The 15869-nt window shown below is 56.7% G+C and carries 15 protein-coding genes; 4 read left to right on the top strand and 11 right to left on the bottom strand.

What is annotated here, in order from left to right:
* Nucleotides 1-15: 15 nt before the first annotated feature.
* Entirely contained in the window at nucleotides 16-615 is a 600-nt protein-coding gene (locus ACR0IU_RS14690; RefSeq protein ID WP_480716774.1) for a DsbA family protein, read from the bottom strand.
* Nucleotides 616-723: 108 nt separating this feature from the next.
* On the opposite strand from ACR0IU_RS14690, the gene ACR0IU_RS14685 reads away from it, so the two are divergent.
* Entirely contained in the window at nucleotides 724-1743 is a 1020-nt protein-coding gene (locus tag ACR0IU_RS14685) for a ribose-phosphate pyrophosphokinase (RefSeq protein WP_010441767.1), read from the top strand.
* A gap of 51 nt (nucleotides 1744-1794) precedes the next feature.
* Here ACR0IU_RS14685 and ACR0IU_RS14680 read toward each other — a convergent pair whose 3' ends face one another.
* The 8 genes from ACR0IU_RS14680 to ACR0IU_RS14645 all read right to left on the bottom strand — a co-directional run bounded on the left by ACR0IU_RS14680 (nucleotide 1795) and on the right by ACR0IU_RS14645 (nucleotide 8940).
* Complete coding sequence (locus ACR0IU_RS14680; RefSeq protein WP_480716773.1) at nucleotides 1795-2487, bottom strand: nitroreductase family protein; 693 nt, start codon at nucleotides 2485-2487, stop codon at nucleotides 1795-1797.
* 98 nt (nucleotides 2488-2585) lie between these two features.
* Nucleotides 2586-2936, bottom strand: coding sequence for an H-type lectin domain-containing protein (locus ACR0IU_RS14675; protein WP_480716772.1), 351 nt, complete (start codon nucleotides 2934-2936; stop codon nucleotides 2586-2588).
* Between the two features lie 111 nt (nucleotides 2937-3047).
* Complete coding sequence (locus ACR0IU_RS14670; protein WP_010441764.1) at nucleotides 3048-3458, bottom strand: F0F1 ATP synthase subunit epsilon; 411 nt, start codon at nucleotides 3456-3458, stop codon at nucleotides 3048-3050.
* Between the two features lie 12 nt (nucleotides 3459-3470).
* The gene (gene atpD, locus ACR0IU_RS14665; RefSeq protein WP_039537698.1) at nucleotides 3471-4895 is read right to left on the bottom strand and encodes a F0F1 ATP synthase subunit beta; all 1425 of its coding nucleotides are present in this window, start codon (nucleotides 4893-4895) and stop codon (nucleotides 3471-3473) included.
* Nucleotides 4896-4915: 20 nt separating this feature from the next.
* Nucleotides 4916-5791 carry a F0F1 ATP synthase subunit gamma gene (locus ACR0IU_RS14660; RefSeq protein WP_170541380.1) on the bottom strand — a complete coding sequence of 292 codons (876 nt, stop codon included), beginning with the start codon at nucleotides 5789-5791 and terminating at the stop codon, nucleotides 4916-4918.
* Nucleotides 5792-5803: 12 nt separating this feature from the next.
* The gene (gene atpA, locus ACR0IU_RS14655; RefSeq protein ID WP_010441761.1) at nucleotides 5804-7342 is read right to left on the bottom strand and encodes a F0F1 ATP synthase subunit alpha; all 1539 of its coding nucleotides are present in this window, start codon (nucleotides 7340-7342) and stop codon (nucleotides 5804-5806) included.
* Nucleotides 7343-7903, bottom strand: coding sequence for a F0F1 ATP synthase subunit delta (locus tag ACR0IU_RS14650; protein WP_170392445.1), 561 nt, complete (start codon nucleotides 7901-7903; stop codon nucleotides 7343-7345).
* 302 nt (nucleotides 7904-8205) lie between these two features.
* Nucleotides 8206-8940 carry a class I SAM-dependent methyltransferase gene (locus tag ACR0IU_RS14645; RefSeq protein WP_010441759.1) on the bottom strand — a complete coding sequence of 245 codons (735 nt, stop codon included), beginning with the start codon at nucleotides 8938-8940 and terminating at the stop codon, nucleotides 8206-8208.
* A 43-nt stretch (nucleotides 8941-8983) separates the two neighbouring features.
* On the opposite strand from ACR0IU_RS14645, the gene gloB reads away from it, so the two are divergent.
* From gloB to ACR0IU_RS14630, 3 genes are all read left to right on the top strand, one after another.
* A complete protein-coding gene (gloB, locus tag ACR0IU_RS14640) occupies nucleotides 8984-9769 on the top strand; it encodes a hydroxyacylglutathione hydrolase (RefSeq protein WP_170779487.1) in 786 nt (261 codons plus the stop codon).
* Between the two features lie 170 nt (nucleotides 9770-9939).
* Nucleotides 9940-12264 (top strand): ATP-dependent Clp protease ATP-binding subunit ClpA, encoded by a 2325-nt coding sequence (clpA, locus tag ACR0IU_RS14635; RefSeq protein WP_010441757.1) that lies wholly within the window; start codon nucleotides 9940-9942, stop codon nucleotides 12262-12264.
* Between the two features lie 89 nt (nucleotides 12265-12353).
* A complete protein-coding gene (locus ACR0IU_RS14630) occupies nucleotides 12354-12962 on the top strand; it encodes a DJ-1/PfpI family protein (RefSeq protein WP_480716771.1) in 609 nt (202 codons plus the stop codon).
* Nucleotides 12963-12976: 14 nt separating this feature from the next.
* Here the strand turns inward: ACR0IU_RS14630 and ACR0IU_RS14625 are convergent, their stop codons facing one another.
* Together ACR0IU_RS14625 and ACR0IU_RS14620 are read right to left on the bottom strand one after the other, a co-directional pair.
* Nucleotides 12977-14656: a peptidoglycan -binding protein gene (locus ACR0IU_RS14625; protein ID WP_480716770.1), complete on the bottom strand. Its 1680-nt coding sequence runs from the start codon at nucleotides 14654-14656 to the stop codon at nucleotides 12977-12979.
* 3 nt (nucleotides 14657-14659) lie between these two features.
* The gene (locus tag ACR0IU_RS14620) at nucleotides 14660-15838 is read right to left on the bottom strand and encodes a biopolymer transporter ExbB (RefSeq protein ID WP_480716769.1); all 1179 of its coding nucleotides are present in this window, start codon (nucleotides 15836-15838) and stop codon (nucleotides 14660-14662) included.
* Nucleotides 15839-15869 lie beyond the last annotated feature (31 nt).

The raw sequence follows: 15869 nt of genomic DNA, 5'->3' as shown, positions 1-15869 counted from the left end.
GGCGCGTCTGCCCGGCTATTTCATCTCAGCGAGATGACGGTCCAGGTCGTCAAGACGGTCTTGACCCCAGAACCTTTGACCGTCCGGTGTGATATAAAACGGCGCGCCGAATACACCACGATCCACGGCCTCTTCAAGATTGGCGGCATAGGTTTCTGCACCTACCAGAAGACCGCTATCGGCAAGGTTTGGATTAAACCCGGCCTGCTCTAGGCAATCGCGGATAACGCCATCGTCGGCGATGTCCTTTTCTTCTGCCCAGCACGCTCGCAGGAAAGAATGGCACAGCTTTCCGACATCCCCTGATCCATCCTGAATGGCCGCAATTACGGCATATGAGGACGGCGCCATATTCGTAGGCCAGTGCGCGGGTTGCAGGTTCAGCGGCATGCTCAGATTACGCGCTTGGCGAACCAGTTCCTGCGCGCGGTATTCGATACGTGAGATATGTCGATCTTTTGGAGGCACTCCCCCGGTTCGGCCGAACAGAGCAATGATATCCAGCGGTTTATAATTGATCGTCGCACCATGCTTGGCTGCAATCTCTTCAAGTCGCATCCCCGCTAGGTAGGAATAGGGCGAGAGTGTCGCAAAAAAGTAGTCAATCTGGGCCATGTTCACTTTCTCCGCTGCGTTATCTTTGCGGGACGGTAGACCCATGCTAAGCGGTGTCAACATCACGAATCTGTCACATTGCCACTGCTGCCCGGGGAAAATCAGCCGATGCCGACACTTCACGAACCCAAGCTTATCGCTGGGAACGCCAATCTTCCGCTTGCCGAAACCATTGCCCGCCGCATGAGCCTACATCGCGGCGTTGACCAGGGGCTGGTCGATGCGCGGGTCGAACGGTTCAACGACGGCGAGATTTTCGTTGAGGTATTCGAGAACGTGCGTGGCGAGGATATGTTTATTATCCAACCGACCTCGAACCCGGCTAATGACAACCTGATGGAGTTGCTGATCATTGCCGATGCCCTGCGCCGTTCGTCCGCGGCCCGCATCACTGCTGTGATCCCCTATTTCGGCTATGCCCGACAGGACCGCCGCACTAAAGCGCGCACACCAATAAGTGCCAAGCTGGTGGCTAACATGCTGACTGGCGCAGGTATCGAGCGTATCCTTACGATGGATCTGCACGCCGCCCAGATTCAGGGCTTTTTCGACATGCCGGTGGACAACCTCTATGCCTCACCGATTTTTGCCCTGGATGTGAAGAAGCAATTCAAAGATCAGATGGACGATCTGATGGTGGTCTCACCCGACGTCGGCGGTGTTGCGCGCGCGCGCGAATTGGCCAAACGTATCAACGCTCCGTTGTCGATCGTTGACAAGCGCCGCGAAAAAGCCGGTGAAATTGCTGAGATGACAGTGATCGGCGACGTCAAAGACAAGATCTGCCTGATCGTGGACGACATCTGCGATACAGCTGGTACACTATGTAAAGCTGCCCAGGTGCTGATAGATAATGGCGCCAAAGAGGTGCATTCCTATATCACGCATGGCGTCATGAGCGGACCTGCAGTTGAACGTGTAACCAATTCGGTCATGAAATCTTTGGTGCTTTCGGACACAATCCAACCAACAGCCGAGATCGAAAAGGCCGCAAATATCCGCATCGTACCTACGGCTCCGATCTTCACACAGGCAATCCTGAATATCTGGAACGGCACCAGTGTGTCATCCCTGTTCGAGGACAAGACGCTGACCCCGATTTACGAGTCGCTCTATCACATGGACTAATTAGCAAAGCTACTGACCACAGCTTCTGCCATTTGAGATCATGACGGCCTGCTACTCGGCGACCGTCATGATTTCATCCAACGGCTTTTTCATCTTTGCTACTTTCGGCACCTTCGCCTCTTCACTCGGATGACCAACCGCAACGATCATGATCGGTTTTTCGTGATCAGGGCGATCCAATAGTTTATTCAGGAATTTCATAGGGTTGGGTGTATGGGTCAGGGAGACCAACCCAGCGTGATGTAATGCCGTCAGCAGAAAGCCAGTCGCAATACCTGTACTCTCGGGCACATAGTAATTCTTGAACCGCACCCCATCATCGAAATGGCCCCATCTCTGAGCGAATATCACAATTAACCACGGCGCATCTTCAAGATGCGGCTTCTGGTCATTTGTCCCAATCGGTTCCAGCGCTTTCAGCCATTCATCCCCTGCACCGCCGTCATAGAACTTGCGTTCCTCTTCTTCCGCTTCCTCACGAATTCGGCGCTTCATCTCGGGATTTGAAATTGCGACGAAGTGCCAAGGCTGATGATTTGCCCCTGATGGGGCGGTTCCTGCGGCGCGAATACACTCTTCAATGACTGCGCGTGACACAGAGCGGTCCGAATAGTCCCGTACGGTATGGCGACGCTTCATCTTGTCATAAAATGCCAACGCCTCACTCAACATCTCGTCATCCGACATGTCCATACGATCAGGCAGATTCAAAGCTTTGTATTCAATGTGCTCGCGTGCAAACACCGGCAAGGTCCTCCGTATCCATCGCGCGTCGCAGGCGCTTTTTCCGTTATGGTACGGCTGTCAAAAAGGTGCAATCGCCTCTTACGTGCAATACGGACTCAGGAGATATTCCAATCATCTTCGTGCGCTACCTCGCCGATCGCTGTCCAGGATACCCGAATTCTGGCAATGCGCGTATCAGACCAAGTCCGAAACACAGCATTAAATCCTTCGGGGGTGATATCTTCTGCCTGCACCTCAGCTCGCAGCGCAGATGACGTATCCACATCCCAAAGCGCCACACCGATCTGCACAAATGGCACTGATCGAAACGCCTCTTTGAACCGAATGGCGGTTCGGCGTTCGCGCGCGCCTTGCCCGATCCACATATCTCCACCGTCGGCGAAATCGGAAAACAAAACGGATTCGCCCTGATCAATACCGATGGGATGGGTCAGAAATTTCTTCATCGTGTCGTCTTTTCTTTCAATTCCGGCACCTTACCCTGCACCTTTGACGAAATCACGACAAAAAAACGGCCCCGCAAAGCAGGGCCGTTTCGAATGGGTTGAGATGAACCTTTATAAGCTCATATGCGTTCCAAGGGCTTCCATATCAGCCAGCAACTTAGCTGCATCGTCGACAATGGATTGATCGTCACCCGCTTTCGCGGCCTCATGCGAGGCACGGGCTTCTGCGATCAGGTCATCCATATGCGACCGGGTCACTTCCGCGACCGGAATGGCTTTTTCTGCCAGAACAGAAAGGCCATCGCCGTTGATCTGGGCAAACCCGCCGGTGACCAGGTACTCGCTGGCTCCTGCAGGTGCCTCGACCTTCAGGATGCCCGGGCGCAGCGTGGTAATTGTAGGGGCATGATCGGGCATTGCCGTCATGTCCCCGTCCGCGCCGGGAATCTGGACCGCGGTGGCCTCAAGCGAAGCGAGGCTCCGCTCGGGGCTGACGAGGTCGAATTGCATCGTATTTGCCATCAGGGATACTCCTTAGGCGGCTTCTGCGGCCATCTTCTCCGCTTTGGCGATCACTTCTTCGATGCCGCCAACCATCAGGAAGGCCGCTTCCGGCAGGTGATCGTATTCGCCAGCGACAACCGCTTTGAACGACGCGATGGTCACATCCAGAGGAACCTGTACGCCGGGCGAACCGGTGAAGACTTCGGCCACGTCGAACGGCTGCGACAGGAAGCGTTCGATCTTACGGGCACGGGCCACGGTCAGTTTGTCCTCTTCCGACAGTTCGTCCATGCCGAGGATGGCGATGATGTCCTGCAGTGACTTGTAGCGCTGGAGGATCTGCTGAACGTCGGTCGCAACTTTGTAGTGCTCTTCACCAACGATGGCCGGATCGAGCAGACGCGAGGTCGAGTCGAGCGGGTCAACCGCCGGGTAGATACCCTTTTCCGAGATCGCACGGTTAAGAACAGTGGTCGCGTCCAAGTGAGCAAATGAGGTTGCCGGCGCAGGGTCGGTAAGGTCGTCCGCAGGCACGTAGATCGCCTGCACGGACGTGATCGAGCCCGACTTGGTCGAGGTGATGCGTTCCTGCAGGGCACCCATGTCTGTGGCCAGTGTTGGCTGGTAGCCCACCGCGGAAGGAATACGGCCCAGCAGAGCCGAAACCTCGGAACCCGCCTGCGTGAAGCGGAAGATGTTGTCGACGAAGAACAGAACGTCGGTACCGGATTGGTCGCGGAACTGCTCGGCCAGAGTCAGACCGGTCAGAGCAACACGTGCACGTGCTCCCGGAGGTTCGTTCATCTGACCGTAAACCAGGGCAACCTGCGATTCTGACAGGTTGTCCGGCTTAATAACGTTCGATTCGATCATCTCGTGATACAGGTCGTTCCCTTCACGGGTCCGTTCGCCAACACCCGCGAACACCGAGAAGCCCGAGTGCACTTTTGCGATGTTGTTGATCAGTTCCATGATCAGAACGGTTTTACCAACGCCGGCGCCGCCGAACAGGCCGATCTTACCGCCTTTGGCGTAGGGGGCCAGCAGGTCAACAACCTTGATGCCGGTTACCAGAACTTCCGACTCGGTCGACTGTTCGTCGAATGTCGGCGCGGGCTGGTGGATCGCTCGAGCCTCGGTTGCTTCAACCGGGCCTTTTTCGTCGATCGGCTCACCAACCACGTTCAGGATGCGGCCCAGGGTGGCGTTACCAACCGGAACCGAGATCGGTGCGCCGGTGTCGGTGACGGCTTCGCCACGGACCAGACCTTCGGTCGCGTCCATTGCGATGGTGCGGACGGTGTTTTCACCCAGGTGCTGAGCAACTTCCAACACCAGGCGCTTGCCGTTGTTGGTGGTTTCCAGCGCGTTCAGAATTTCAGGCAGCTGATCTTCGAAGTGCACGTCGACGACGGCCCCGATGATCTGTGTGACTTTGCCTTTTGCATTCGCCATGTTTCGTCTCCGGTATGTCTCTACAGCGCTTCGGCGCCGGAAATAATTTCAATCAGCTCGTTGGTGATCACGGCCTGACGCGAGCGGTTGAACTGGATCGTCAGCTTGTCGATCATTTCACCCGCGTTGCGTGTCGCGTTGTCCATCGCGGACATCCGTGCACCCTGTTCAGACGCTCCGTTTTCGAGCAGAGCCGAGAAGATCGCGGTCGCGACCCCCTTGGGCAGCAGGTCGGCCAGAATGGCCTCTTCGCTGGGCTCGTAATCGAACACGGCACCGCTGTCGTCATCCTCGGTTTCCTCGAACGAGGCGGGGATGACCTGCTGTGCCGTCGGGATCTGGGTCACAACGTTGACGAACTTCGAGTAGAAGATCGTGGCAACGTCGAACTCACCCCCGTCGAAACGTGACAGGACGTCCTTGGCGATGTCTTGCGCGTTGTTGTAGCCAATGCGCTTGACCTCACTCAGGTCGATATGCCCAACGAACAGATCGCCAAAATCACGCTTGAGCGCATCGCGGCCTTTCTTGCCGACGGTCAAAACCTTGACCGTCTTGCCTTTGCCGCGCAGCTCGTCCGCTTTGGCGCGGGCAAGCTTGGCGATGTTCGCGTTGAAGCCGCCACACAGGCCGCGTTCAGCTGTCATCACAACCAGCAGATGGACATCATCGCTGCCCGTACCACGGAGCAACTTGGGAGCGCTGTCGCTGCCCCCGACCGACGCCGCCAGCCCCGCCATCACGGCATTGAACCGTTCGGCATAAGGGCGCGAGGCTTCGGCAGATTCCTGGGCGCGGCGCAGTTTTGCTGCCGCGACCATCTGCATGGCCTTGGTGATCTTGCGGGTCGATTTGACCGACTCGATCCTGTTTTTAAGGTCCTTCAGACTAGGCATCGGAACCCCCTATCAAGCGAAGGTCGCGGCGTATTCGTCGATCGCTGCCTTGAGTTTGTCTGCTGCGTCACCTTTGATCTTCGGATCTTCGTCGGTGATCCACTTCAGCAGGTCAGCGTGCTTGCCGCGCAGATGCGCCAGCAGGCCAGCCTCATAGCGGCCAACGTCAGATACGTCGATCTTGTCGAGGTAGCCGTTGGTGCCTGCGAAGATGACGCAGACGATTTCGGCGTTGGTCAGCGGCGAGTACTGCGGCTGTTTCATCAGTTCAGTCAGACGCGCACCACGGTTCAGCAGCTGCTGAGTTGCGGCGTCGAGGTCCGAACCGAACTGCGCAAACGCAGCCATTTCGCGGTACTGAGCCAGTTCCAGCTTAACAGGACCAGCAACCGATTTCATCGCATCGGTTTGAGCCGAGGAGCCCACACGCGAAACCGACAGACCGGTGTTCACAGCAGGACGGATACCTTGGTAGAACAGTTCGGTTTCCAGGAAGATCTGACCGTCGGTGATCGAGATCACGTTGGTCGGAATAAACGCCGAAACGTCACCACCCTGAGTTTCGATAACCGGCAGTGCTGTCAGCGAGCCTGCACCGAAGTCTTCGTTCAGCTTCGCCGAACGCTCCAGCAGACGCGAGTGGAGGTAGAAAACGTCGCCAGGATAGGCTTCACGTCCGGGGGGACGACGCAGCAGCAGCGACATCTGACGATACGATACAGCCTGTTTCGACAGGTCATCATAGATGATCAGCGCGTGGCGACCGTTGTCACGGAAGTATTCAGCCATCGCAGTCGCGGCGTAAGGCGCAAGGAACTGCATCGGTGCCGGATCGGACGCGGTTGCGGCCACAACGATCGAGTATTCAATCGCGCCAGACTCTTCCAGCTTCTTCACCAGCTGTGCAACGGTCGAACGCTTCTGACCAACCGCAACGTAAACGCAGTACAGTTTCTTCGACTCGTCGTCGCCTGCTGCGTCGTTATAGACTTTCTGGTTCAGGATGGTGTCCAGAGCCACAGCAGTTTTGCCGGTCTGACGGTCACCAATGATCAGCTCACGCTGGCCACGGCCGATCGGGATCATCGCGTCGACCGATTTCAGGCCGGTTGCCATCGGCTCGTGCACCGATTTACGCGGGATGATGCCGGGGGCTTTAACGTCTGCAACGCCACGTTTGGAGGCATTGATCGGGCCTTTGCCGTCCAACGGGTTGCCCAGACCGTCCACAACGCGGCCCAGCAGTTCGTCACCGATCGGAACGTCCACGATCGAGTTGGTGCGCTTAACAGTGTCACCTTCTTTTATGTCACGGTCAGAACCGAAGATAACGACACCGACGTTGTCGCTTTCCAGGTTCAGCGCCATGCCCATGATGCCACCGGGGAATTCGACCATCTCACCCGCTTGCACGTTGTCCAGGCCGTATACACGGGCAATCCCGTCACCGACGCTCAGCACGCGGCCGATTTCGGCCACTTCGGCTTCCTGACCAAAATTCTTGATCTGGTCCTTCAGGATTGCAGAAATCTCTGCAGCTTGGATTCCCATTTATCCGACCTCTTTCATTGCATTCTGTAGGGAGTTGAGCTTCGAACGGATCGAGCTATCGATCATTTTCGAGCCCACTTTAACGACAAGACCGCCGATGAGGCTTTCATCAACGGTCGCATTGATTGTTACGGTCTTGCCCACACGCTCGGACAGCGTCTTGGACAGTTTATCCATTTGAGTCTTGGTCAGTGCCTTGGCCGATGCGACATCAGCAGTCACTTCGCCGCGCTCATCCGCCAGCATGTCGCGCAGAACCTGTACCAGTTGCGGTACAACAAACAGGCGGCGTTTCTGCGCCATGAGACCCAGCGTATTGCGCAGGATGGCATGCAGGCCCATCTTGTCGGCAACTGCGGTGATTGCGCTTTCCTGTTCGGCGCGCGAAACCAGAGGCGATGCAATCAGGTCGCGCAATTCGGCGCTGTCGCCCAATGCTGCTGCCAGATCGTTGATTCCGGTTTCCAGACCTGCGAGGTCATTATTCTCTTTCGCGATCTCGAAGATCGCGGTGGCATAGCGCTCGGCAATGCCTGTGGAAATCGAAGCTGGTTCGGACACGTCCACCCTTCCGATATTTGAGGCCCCGATTTAGAGTAGCGGCCGCTACCTTGGGGCGTGAGGAAACCCCGTCCATTTAGGGCGGGGATCAAAATCACCGGGGATGTAGCAGAGGTGTTCCAACCAAGCAATACGCTATAGCGGTAACAGATTTATCCACAAATCCATATTTTTCATACACTTAAGCCAAGTGCGACCCTTTGGACCGATTGCGGCAGTTGAAAAATGTTACGAATATGCAGGTTTTTGCGATTCCTGTGACCTTTTTCCCGCATTTTTTCCATTCGAAACGCGCCGGATTGTCACGCAGGCTTCAACAAACCATCCAGCGCTTTGATCGGACGTTTCGCGGCGTCTTTGGTGACGTTTCCACTGGGTGGCCGGATAAGTTTGGTCGCCTCAACCATCAGTACCCCCCCGGCCATGACGGTTGGAATCCGCTGCCCAGTTTTTTCGATCAGGCTACCTGATTTCAGCCAAAACCGACGAAACGAGGGCGGAAGATATAGCGCCGAGCAATGGCTTTCGGGTACAAAGTGATGCGCGCGCAGTTGGTTCTCAAGTTGGGTTGTTGAATAGGGTTGCCCAAAGCCGAACGGCGTCCGGTCTGAACGCGACCAAAGTCCGGCCCGGTTCGGTACGACAAATAGTGCCCGCCCACCGGGTCCCAACACGCGCCAGCATTCTTCCAGCAACTGGCTGGGCCGGTTAGAGTTTTCCAAACCATGCATCACCACCAGTTTATCAACGTGACCAGTTTCGATTGGCCACATCGTCTCTTCGGTCAGAACCGAGACATTGGGCATTCCCGCTGGCCATGGCATTACGCCCTGCGGCCCCGGCATCAAGCCGATCACACGACGTGCATCTTTGAGGTAGGGCCGCAACAAAGGTACAGCAAAACCAAAGCCTACCACAGTTTGCCCTTTGGCTTCGGGCCAAAGATCCACCAGTCGCCCACGGATCGCCGCTTGGGCCGCGCGACCCAAGGTGCTGCGATAGTAAAAATTCCTCAGATCCTGCACATCAAGATGCATTGCGGACACCCGGTCAATCGGCTTAGCTGGGCGCAGTCTAGCAATGAAAGGGCAAAAGGCCATGCCTCTTGAGATCGTAACCGTCCCCTGCCTGAGCGACAATTATGCCTTTCTCACCCACGATCCCGTCAGTGGCGAGACCGCATTGGTTGACGCGCCAGAATCCACTCCGATTCTGGCGGAACTTGAGGCGCGAGGCTGGCAATTAAGCCACGTGTTGCTGACTCACCACCATTGGGACCATGTGGATGGATTGAGTGGCATACTGGAAAAACAACCTGCGCGCGTGATCGGCGCAAAGGCGGATGAACACCGGCTGCCAAAACTCGACCAGGCAGTTGTTGAAAGTGACACATTCTATATAGGCAGCGAACCGGTCGAAGTTCTGGATGTCCCGGGTCATACCGTCGGGCACATTGCATTCTACATGCCGGAATCCGGCGCCGTCTTTACGGCGGACAGCCTGATGGCTTTGGGATGCGGTCGGTTGTTCGAGGGCACGCCCGCACAAATGTGGGCCTCTCTCAGCAAGCTGGCGGCCCTGCCAGATGAAACAATCGTGTGCTCGGGCCACGAGTATACGCAGTCAAACGCCAAATTCGCCCTGACAATCGATCCTGACAACCCTGCCCTGTTGGATCGCGTGGCCGATATCAACCGCGCCCGCGCTGCCGGAGAACCCACAGTGCCCTCAGTTTTGGGGCAGGAAAAGGCGACAAATCCGTTTCTGCGCGCTGCAGATCCGGTGATTCAGGCCCATCTGGGTATGAAAAATTCTGACCCAGCGTCGGTTTTTGCCGAAATACGTGCCCGAAAAGACCACTTTTAGTGCCTTTCAAGCCCCTATCACGGCCACGGTCACAACAAATGTGACTGTCAAGTGAAAGAAAACCCTTGAAGCCGGGCCACGATCAACCAAACTCTAATAGTATGAGGACATGGTTGGGATGGGGATCCGGCCTAAGGCCCCCTTCCGGCCCAATATAGAGGAGCACCCGCGTGCCTTCATTCTCGAGCACACTTGAACAAGCCATCCACGCGGCCCTTGCGGCGGCGAATGAACGGCGACATGAATTTGCAACGCTAGAGCATTTGTTGCTTGCGCTGCTGGAAGAACCCGACGCGATACGCGTAATGAAAGCATGCAGCGTTGATCTTGATGAGTTGCGCAGCACCTTGGTCGAATTCATCGACGAAGACCTGTCTAACCTCGTCACCGACATAGACGGGTCCGAGGCCGTGCCAACGGCTGCGTTCCAACGTGTTATCCAGCGTGCGGCGATCCATGTTCAAAGCTCTGGCCGCACCGAAGTGACCGGGGCGAATGTTCTGGTCGCTATCTTCGCCGAACGCGAAAGCAACGCGGCCTATTTCCTGCAAGAGCAAGACATGACCCGCTATGACGCGGTGAACTTTATCGCCCACGGTGTCGCAAAGGACCCGGCCTATGGTGAAAACCGGCCGGTGACTGGTGCGGATGAAGCCGAAGAAGAAGCGCAGACCACCTCTGGCGAGGCCGATCAAAAGGAAAGCGCGCTTGGCAAGTATTGCATCGATTTGAACGCAAAATCGCGCGCGGGAGATGTTGATCCGCTGATCGGACGCTCGGACGAGGTTGAACGCTGCATCCAGGTGCTGTGTCGCCGCCGCAAAAACAATCCCCTGTTGGTAGGGGACCCCGGTGTTGGCAAAACAGCCATCGCGGAAGGCTTGGCACATAAGATCGTGGCTGGAGAAGCTCCCGACGTTCTTGCGGAAACCACTATCTATTCGCTGGACATGGGTGCCCTTCTCGCCGGAACCCGCTATCGCGGTGATTTCGAAGAGCGCCTGAAAGCGGTCGTCACTGAATTGGAAGAACACCCCGACGCGGTTCTCTTCATCGACGAAATCCACACCGTGATCGGTGCGGGTGCGACCTCGGGCGGCGCGATGGATGCGTCGAACCTGCTAAAGCCGGCGCTGCAGGGTGGTAAACTGCGCACCATGGGCTCGACCACGTATAAAGAGTTCCGGCAGCATTTCGAAAAAGACCGAGCGCTGAGCCGCCGGTTCCAGAAGATTGATGTGAACGAGCCTTCGGTCGAAGACAGCGTGAAGATTCTGCGTGGTCTGAAACCGTATTTTGAAGAGCATCACTCGATCAAGTACACGGCGGATGCGATCAAGACGGCTGTCGAACTGTCGGCCCGCTACATCAATGACCGCAAACTGCCCGACAAGGCCATCGACGTGATCGATGAGGCCGGAGCGGCACAGCATCTGCTGGCCGAAAGCAAACGGCGCAAGACCATTGGCGTCAAAGAGATCGAGGCGGTGGTTGCAAAGATTGCGCGTATCCCACCCAAGAACGTTACCAAGGACGACGCGGAGGTTCTGAAAGATCTCGAAACCTCGCTGAAACGCGTGGTGTTTGGTCAGGATGAAGCCATCGAAGCGCTGTCCAGCGCCATCAAACTGGCCCGTGCCGGTTTGCGGGAACCAGAGAAACCCATCGGTAACTATCTGTTTGCCGGTCCGACCGGTGTGGGTAAAACCGAGGTGGCGAAACAACTGGCGGATACGCTGGGTGTGGAACTGCTGCGCTTTGACATGTCGGAATACATGGAGAAGCACGCGGTCAGCCGCCTGATTGGTGCCCCTCCGGGTTATGTCGGGTTTGATCAGGGCGGTCTGTTGACCGATGGCGTCGATCAGCATCCGCATTGTGTGCTGTTGCTTGATGAAATCGAAAAGGCGCATCCGGACGTGTTCAACATTCTGTTGCAGGTGATGGATCATGGCGAGTTGACCGATCACAACGGTCGTACGGTGAACTTCCGCAACGTCGTGCTGATCATGACCTCGAATGCAGGGGCTCAGGAACAAGCCAAGGCCGCCATCGGCTTTGCCCGCGACCGTCGCGAAGGCGAGGACACTGCAGCGATCGAACGCATGTTCACGCCGGAATTCCGCAACCGCCTAGACGCCGTGATCTCATTTGCGCCGCTGCCGAAAGAGGTCATCTTGCAGGTCGTCGAAAAGTTCGTCCTGCAGCTTGAAGCTCAATTGCTGGATCGTGGCGTGACCATCGATCTGACCCCCCGTGCCGCCGAATGGCTGGCCGACAAGGGCTATGATGACAAGATGGGTGCACGTCCGCTGGGACGTGTCATTCAGGAGCACATTAAGAAGCCTCTGGCCGAGGAGCTGCTGTTCGGTAAATTGGCCAAAGGTGGCGTGGTCCGTGTTTCGGTCAAAAAAGGCGAATTGAGCCTTGAAATCCTGGGGCCCGATCAGCCACGTATACCCGGTGACAAGCCCCCGCTGCTGACAGCAGACTGACCTTAATCTTGAAACCTGCTTGAACGCCTGCCAACTTCATTTGGCAGGCGTTTTTCATCTGCATAAGTCGGCTGAGAACAGGTGCAGAATTGCGTAGAATCGGTGCGTTGATATTTCCCGGGTTTGAATTGCTGGATGTCTTTGGCCCGATGGAGATGTTCAGTCTTCTGGAGGACGATTTCCAATTGGAACTTGTCGCTGAAACCCCAGGGCCAATTCAAAGCAACCAAAAGCTGAAAGCGATCGCCGAACACTCGATCAGCGACGATACTCACTATGATATCCTCTTCGTCCCCGGTGGTGCCGGAACGCGCCGCGAGGTCGGGAATCACCGCCTGCTGGACTGGATCTCGACCAGCGCCGAGAAGGTGGAGTTCACCCTGAGTGTTTGCACCGGCAGCGCTCTTCTTGCCAAAGCTGGTGTTTTGGACAATCGGCGCGCCACCACGAATAAGGCTGCGTATTCGTGGGTCCGCACGCAGGGGCCAAATGTCAACTGGGTGCCTCAGGCGCGATGGGTCGAAGATGGCCCCTTCCTGACGTCATCCGGAGTTTCTGCCGGTATGGACATGACGCTGGGCGCTATCGCCTTGATGCACGGAGAAGACAGAGCCGAGGAAGTTGCCAAGTGGTGCGAGTATTCGTGGCACAAGGACAAGAGCCACGATCCCTTTGCCCGAATTCACGGGTTGGTCTGATACTCGTTTGCTGCTTACCGCTCAGTCAGTTTCAACTCGATCCGACGATTCTGCGCACGGGCCTCGGGGGTGTCCGCTGGGTTAACGGGCTGGAATTCCCCGAACCCGTTTGCTGCCAGCCGATCCGGAGGAATACCCAGCGCATCAACCATATAGCGCACCACAGACAAAGCGCGGCCCTGGCTGAGTTCCCAATTGTCGCGATACCGTCCAGTACTCACAAGCGGTACATTGTCGGTATGCCCATCGACCCGGATGACCCAGTTCAATCCACCAGGGATTTCTGCGGCGATACTACGCAGAATATTGGCGACCTTGGCGACCTCTTGGCGGCCTTCGACAGACAACTCTGCCGAGCCTGTGGCAAAAAGAACCTCGGACGAGAATACGAATCTGTCACCCTCGATCCGAACACCTTCCTGATCGCCCAGCACATCCCGCAAACGCCCGAAGAATTCCGAGCGGTAACGTTGCAGATCTTCCGCCTGTGCTGTCAGCTCCTGGTTTTGACCGGCGAGTTCCTCGGCTTCGGCCTCAAGACGGATACGCTCGGCCTCTTCCAGCAACCTTCGGCGGCGCTCTTCCGAGGCCGCACGCGCGAGGGCCGCATTCAAATCCTGTCCCAGCGTTTGAATCTGAATTTCGGCTGCCGCATTTCGATCTTCATAATCATCCAAAAGCGCCTGCAATGATCCAAGCTGGCTACGCAACGCCGACATCTGCTGATTTAACAGGGCGGTCTGCCGCTGCGCCTCTGCCGATATCTCTTTCTCTGACGCAAGTGTATCTTGTGCCAAAGCCAAGAGCGCAGCACGCTCGTCTGCGAGTGACTTTTGTTCGTCGACCTGCGCCTGAGCTTGCGTTTGTGCCTCTAGCGCAGCCTGAAGCTGAGCTCTTAACTCTTCGGCATTGATTTCGCCAAATTTCTGCTCCAACTCTGCCTGCGCGGCCCGCGCTGCGGCCAGCAAGGTCAGTGTTTCTTCGGCTTCCTTGCGTTGTGCTTCTAATGCGAGTGTCATCGCCGTCAGCTCGGCATCTGCATCCTGCAAACGACCGCGCAAGGTTTCCGCCGCAGCCGCCTCGGCCAGACGCGCGGCTTCTTCTTTGGTCAGTTGTTGCTCAAGCTCAGTGATTTGAAGGGCTTGAGCATCTTTGTTGGTTTCAAGGTCGGCAATCAAGGCCTCAAGCGCTTCGCGCCGTGCAGCGGCCAGACGCGCGGCTTCGGCTTGCGCGTCGATTTCCTGCCGACTTTGGGCAAGCGCCAGATTGAGGGCCTCTTGTTCAGTCAGCAGTTCATCGCGCTGAGTTTCCAGCGCCGTAATATCTCCCTGTGCCCGTTCCTGATCAGCAAGCAATGCGGCGACCTGCGCCTCGAAGTCGGTGATGCGTCCTTGTGCTTGCGCCAAATCATCTTCGACCCGATTCAGGGTCGTGTTCAGCGTTCCAAACCGAGCTTGAAGGCGGCTGTTTTCCCGCTCTTCCAGCCCCAACGCCCCAGCCAGTGCTGCGATTTCGTCGGACAGCGCGGTCAGTTCATCCTCTTGGCCTGAAATGGTCTCGCGCAGCACAAACTGGACAACCATGAAGATGGTCAACACAAAGGTCAAAACCATCAGCAAGCCGGTCATTGCGTCCACGAAACCGGGCCAGACCGAGCCCGAGAACCGTTGCCCTGTGCGGCGAGACAGCGCCATCCGTTACTCTCCTTCCGGAGAGCTGCGCACCGCGCCGCGTGGAAGAGTGAGTGCTTTGACCAGTAGCTCGAAGTCCTTGCGCAGCTCGTTCATGCTGTCCTGACGACCGGCGGAAATCTCTTCGAGAATACGCAGTAGCTGTACATCCATCGATCGTAGGCGCATCCGGCTTTCGGCATCGATCCCCTCACCCGCGCCGTGTTCGCGCATATGATCCAGCAGTGCATCTTGCCCCAGCGCCACACGTTCCAATGCCGACGTAACGCCTTCGGTCTGGGCTTGCCGTTGGTTCATTTCCCCGATCACATCAACCAATTGACCCAGTTTGGTTGAGACATTGATCCGGTCAACTTCTTGCGCCGAGAACATATCCTGCAGGGCATCCATCTGCTCGGACATCGCATCAAGAACCGGTGTCAGTACGGCCAGTTCGGCGCCCCCTTCATCACCCGCCGCAAATCCGACGCGGGTAATTGATGACAGCCATTCCTCCAACTCACGGTAAAAGCGGTTCTGGCCATGACCTGCAAATAATTCCAGCAAGCCGACGATCAGTGATCCAGCCAAGCCCAGTAGAGACGAGCCAAAGGCAACACCCATTCCCTGCAGCTGTGATTCCAGTCCCGTCATCAGACGATTGAAGACGGCCAAGCCCTCCTCGCCTTCCTGAGGGTTCAGGCTGCGGATTGTGTCGACGATGGCCGGAACCGTTGTAGCCAGTCCAAAGAAGGTACCCAAAAGACCAAGGTAGATCAGCACGTTGGTGATATAACGCGTGATCTCACGCTCCTCCTCCACCCGTTCGGCGACGGAATCGAGGATTGACCGGGTTGAGCTGGAACTGATCTGAGACCGCGCACCTCGTTCTCGTAGAAGCGACGCCAGCGGAGCCAACAATTGCGGCGGGCGCACATCGTCGCGCTCGACCCCGCCGATGAAAGCTTCGATCCAACGAACCGAGCCGATCAACTGCGTAACTTGCAGAAAACAGGCGGCAACACCGATGACAAATACCAGCAGGATGAACCCGTTAAGATATAGATTGGCTTGAACGACGGGCAACACATAGGGCAGCGCCATGAACACGCCTAGCCCCGACAGCCCGATTGCAATCAGCATCATCAAGATTTGACGGATCGGTTGTGAGAAATGCGGTCTCACGCCCTGATGTGCCTGCGCCATGCGCGTGGCTCCTGGTATTGTCTGCTCTGGG

It is taken from the genome of Ruegeria sp. CL5 (assembly GCF_056536485.1).
The sequence above is the reverse complement of the archived record's forward strand: the minus strand, read 5'-3'. Positions and strand labels throughout refer to the sequence as shown.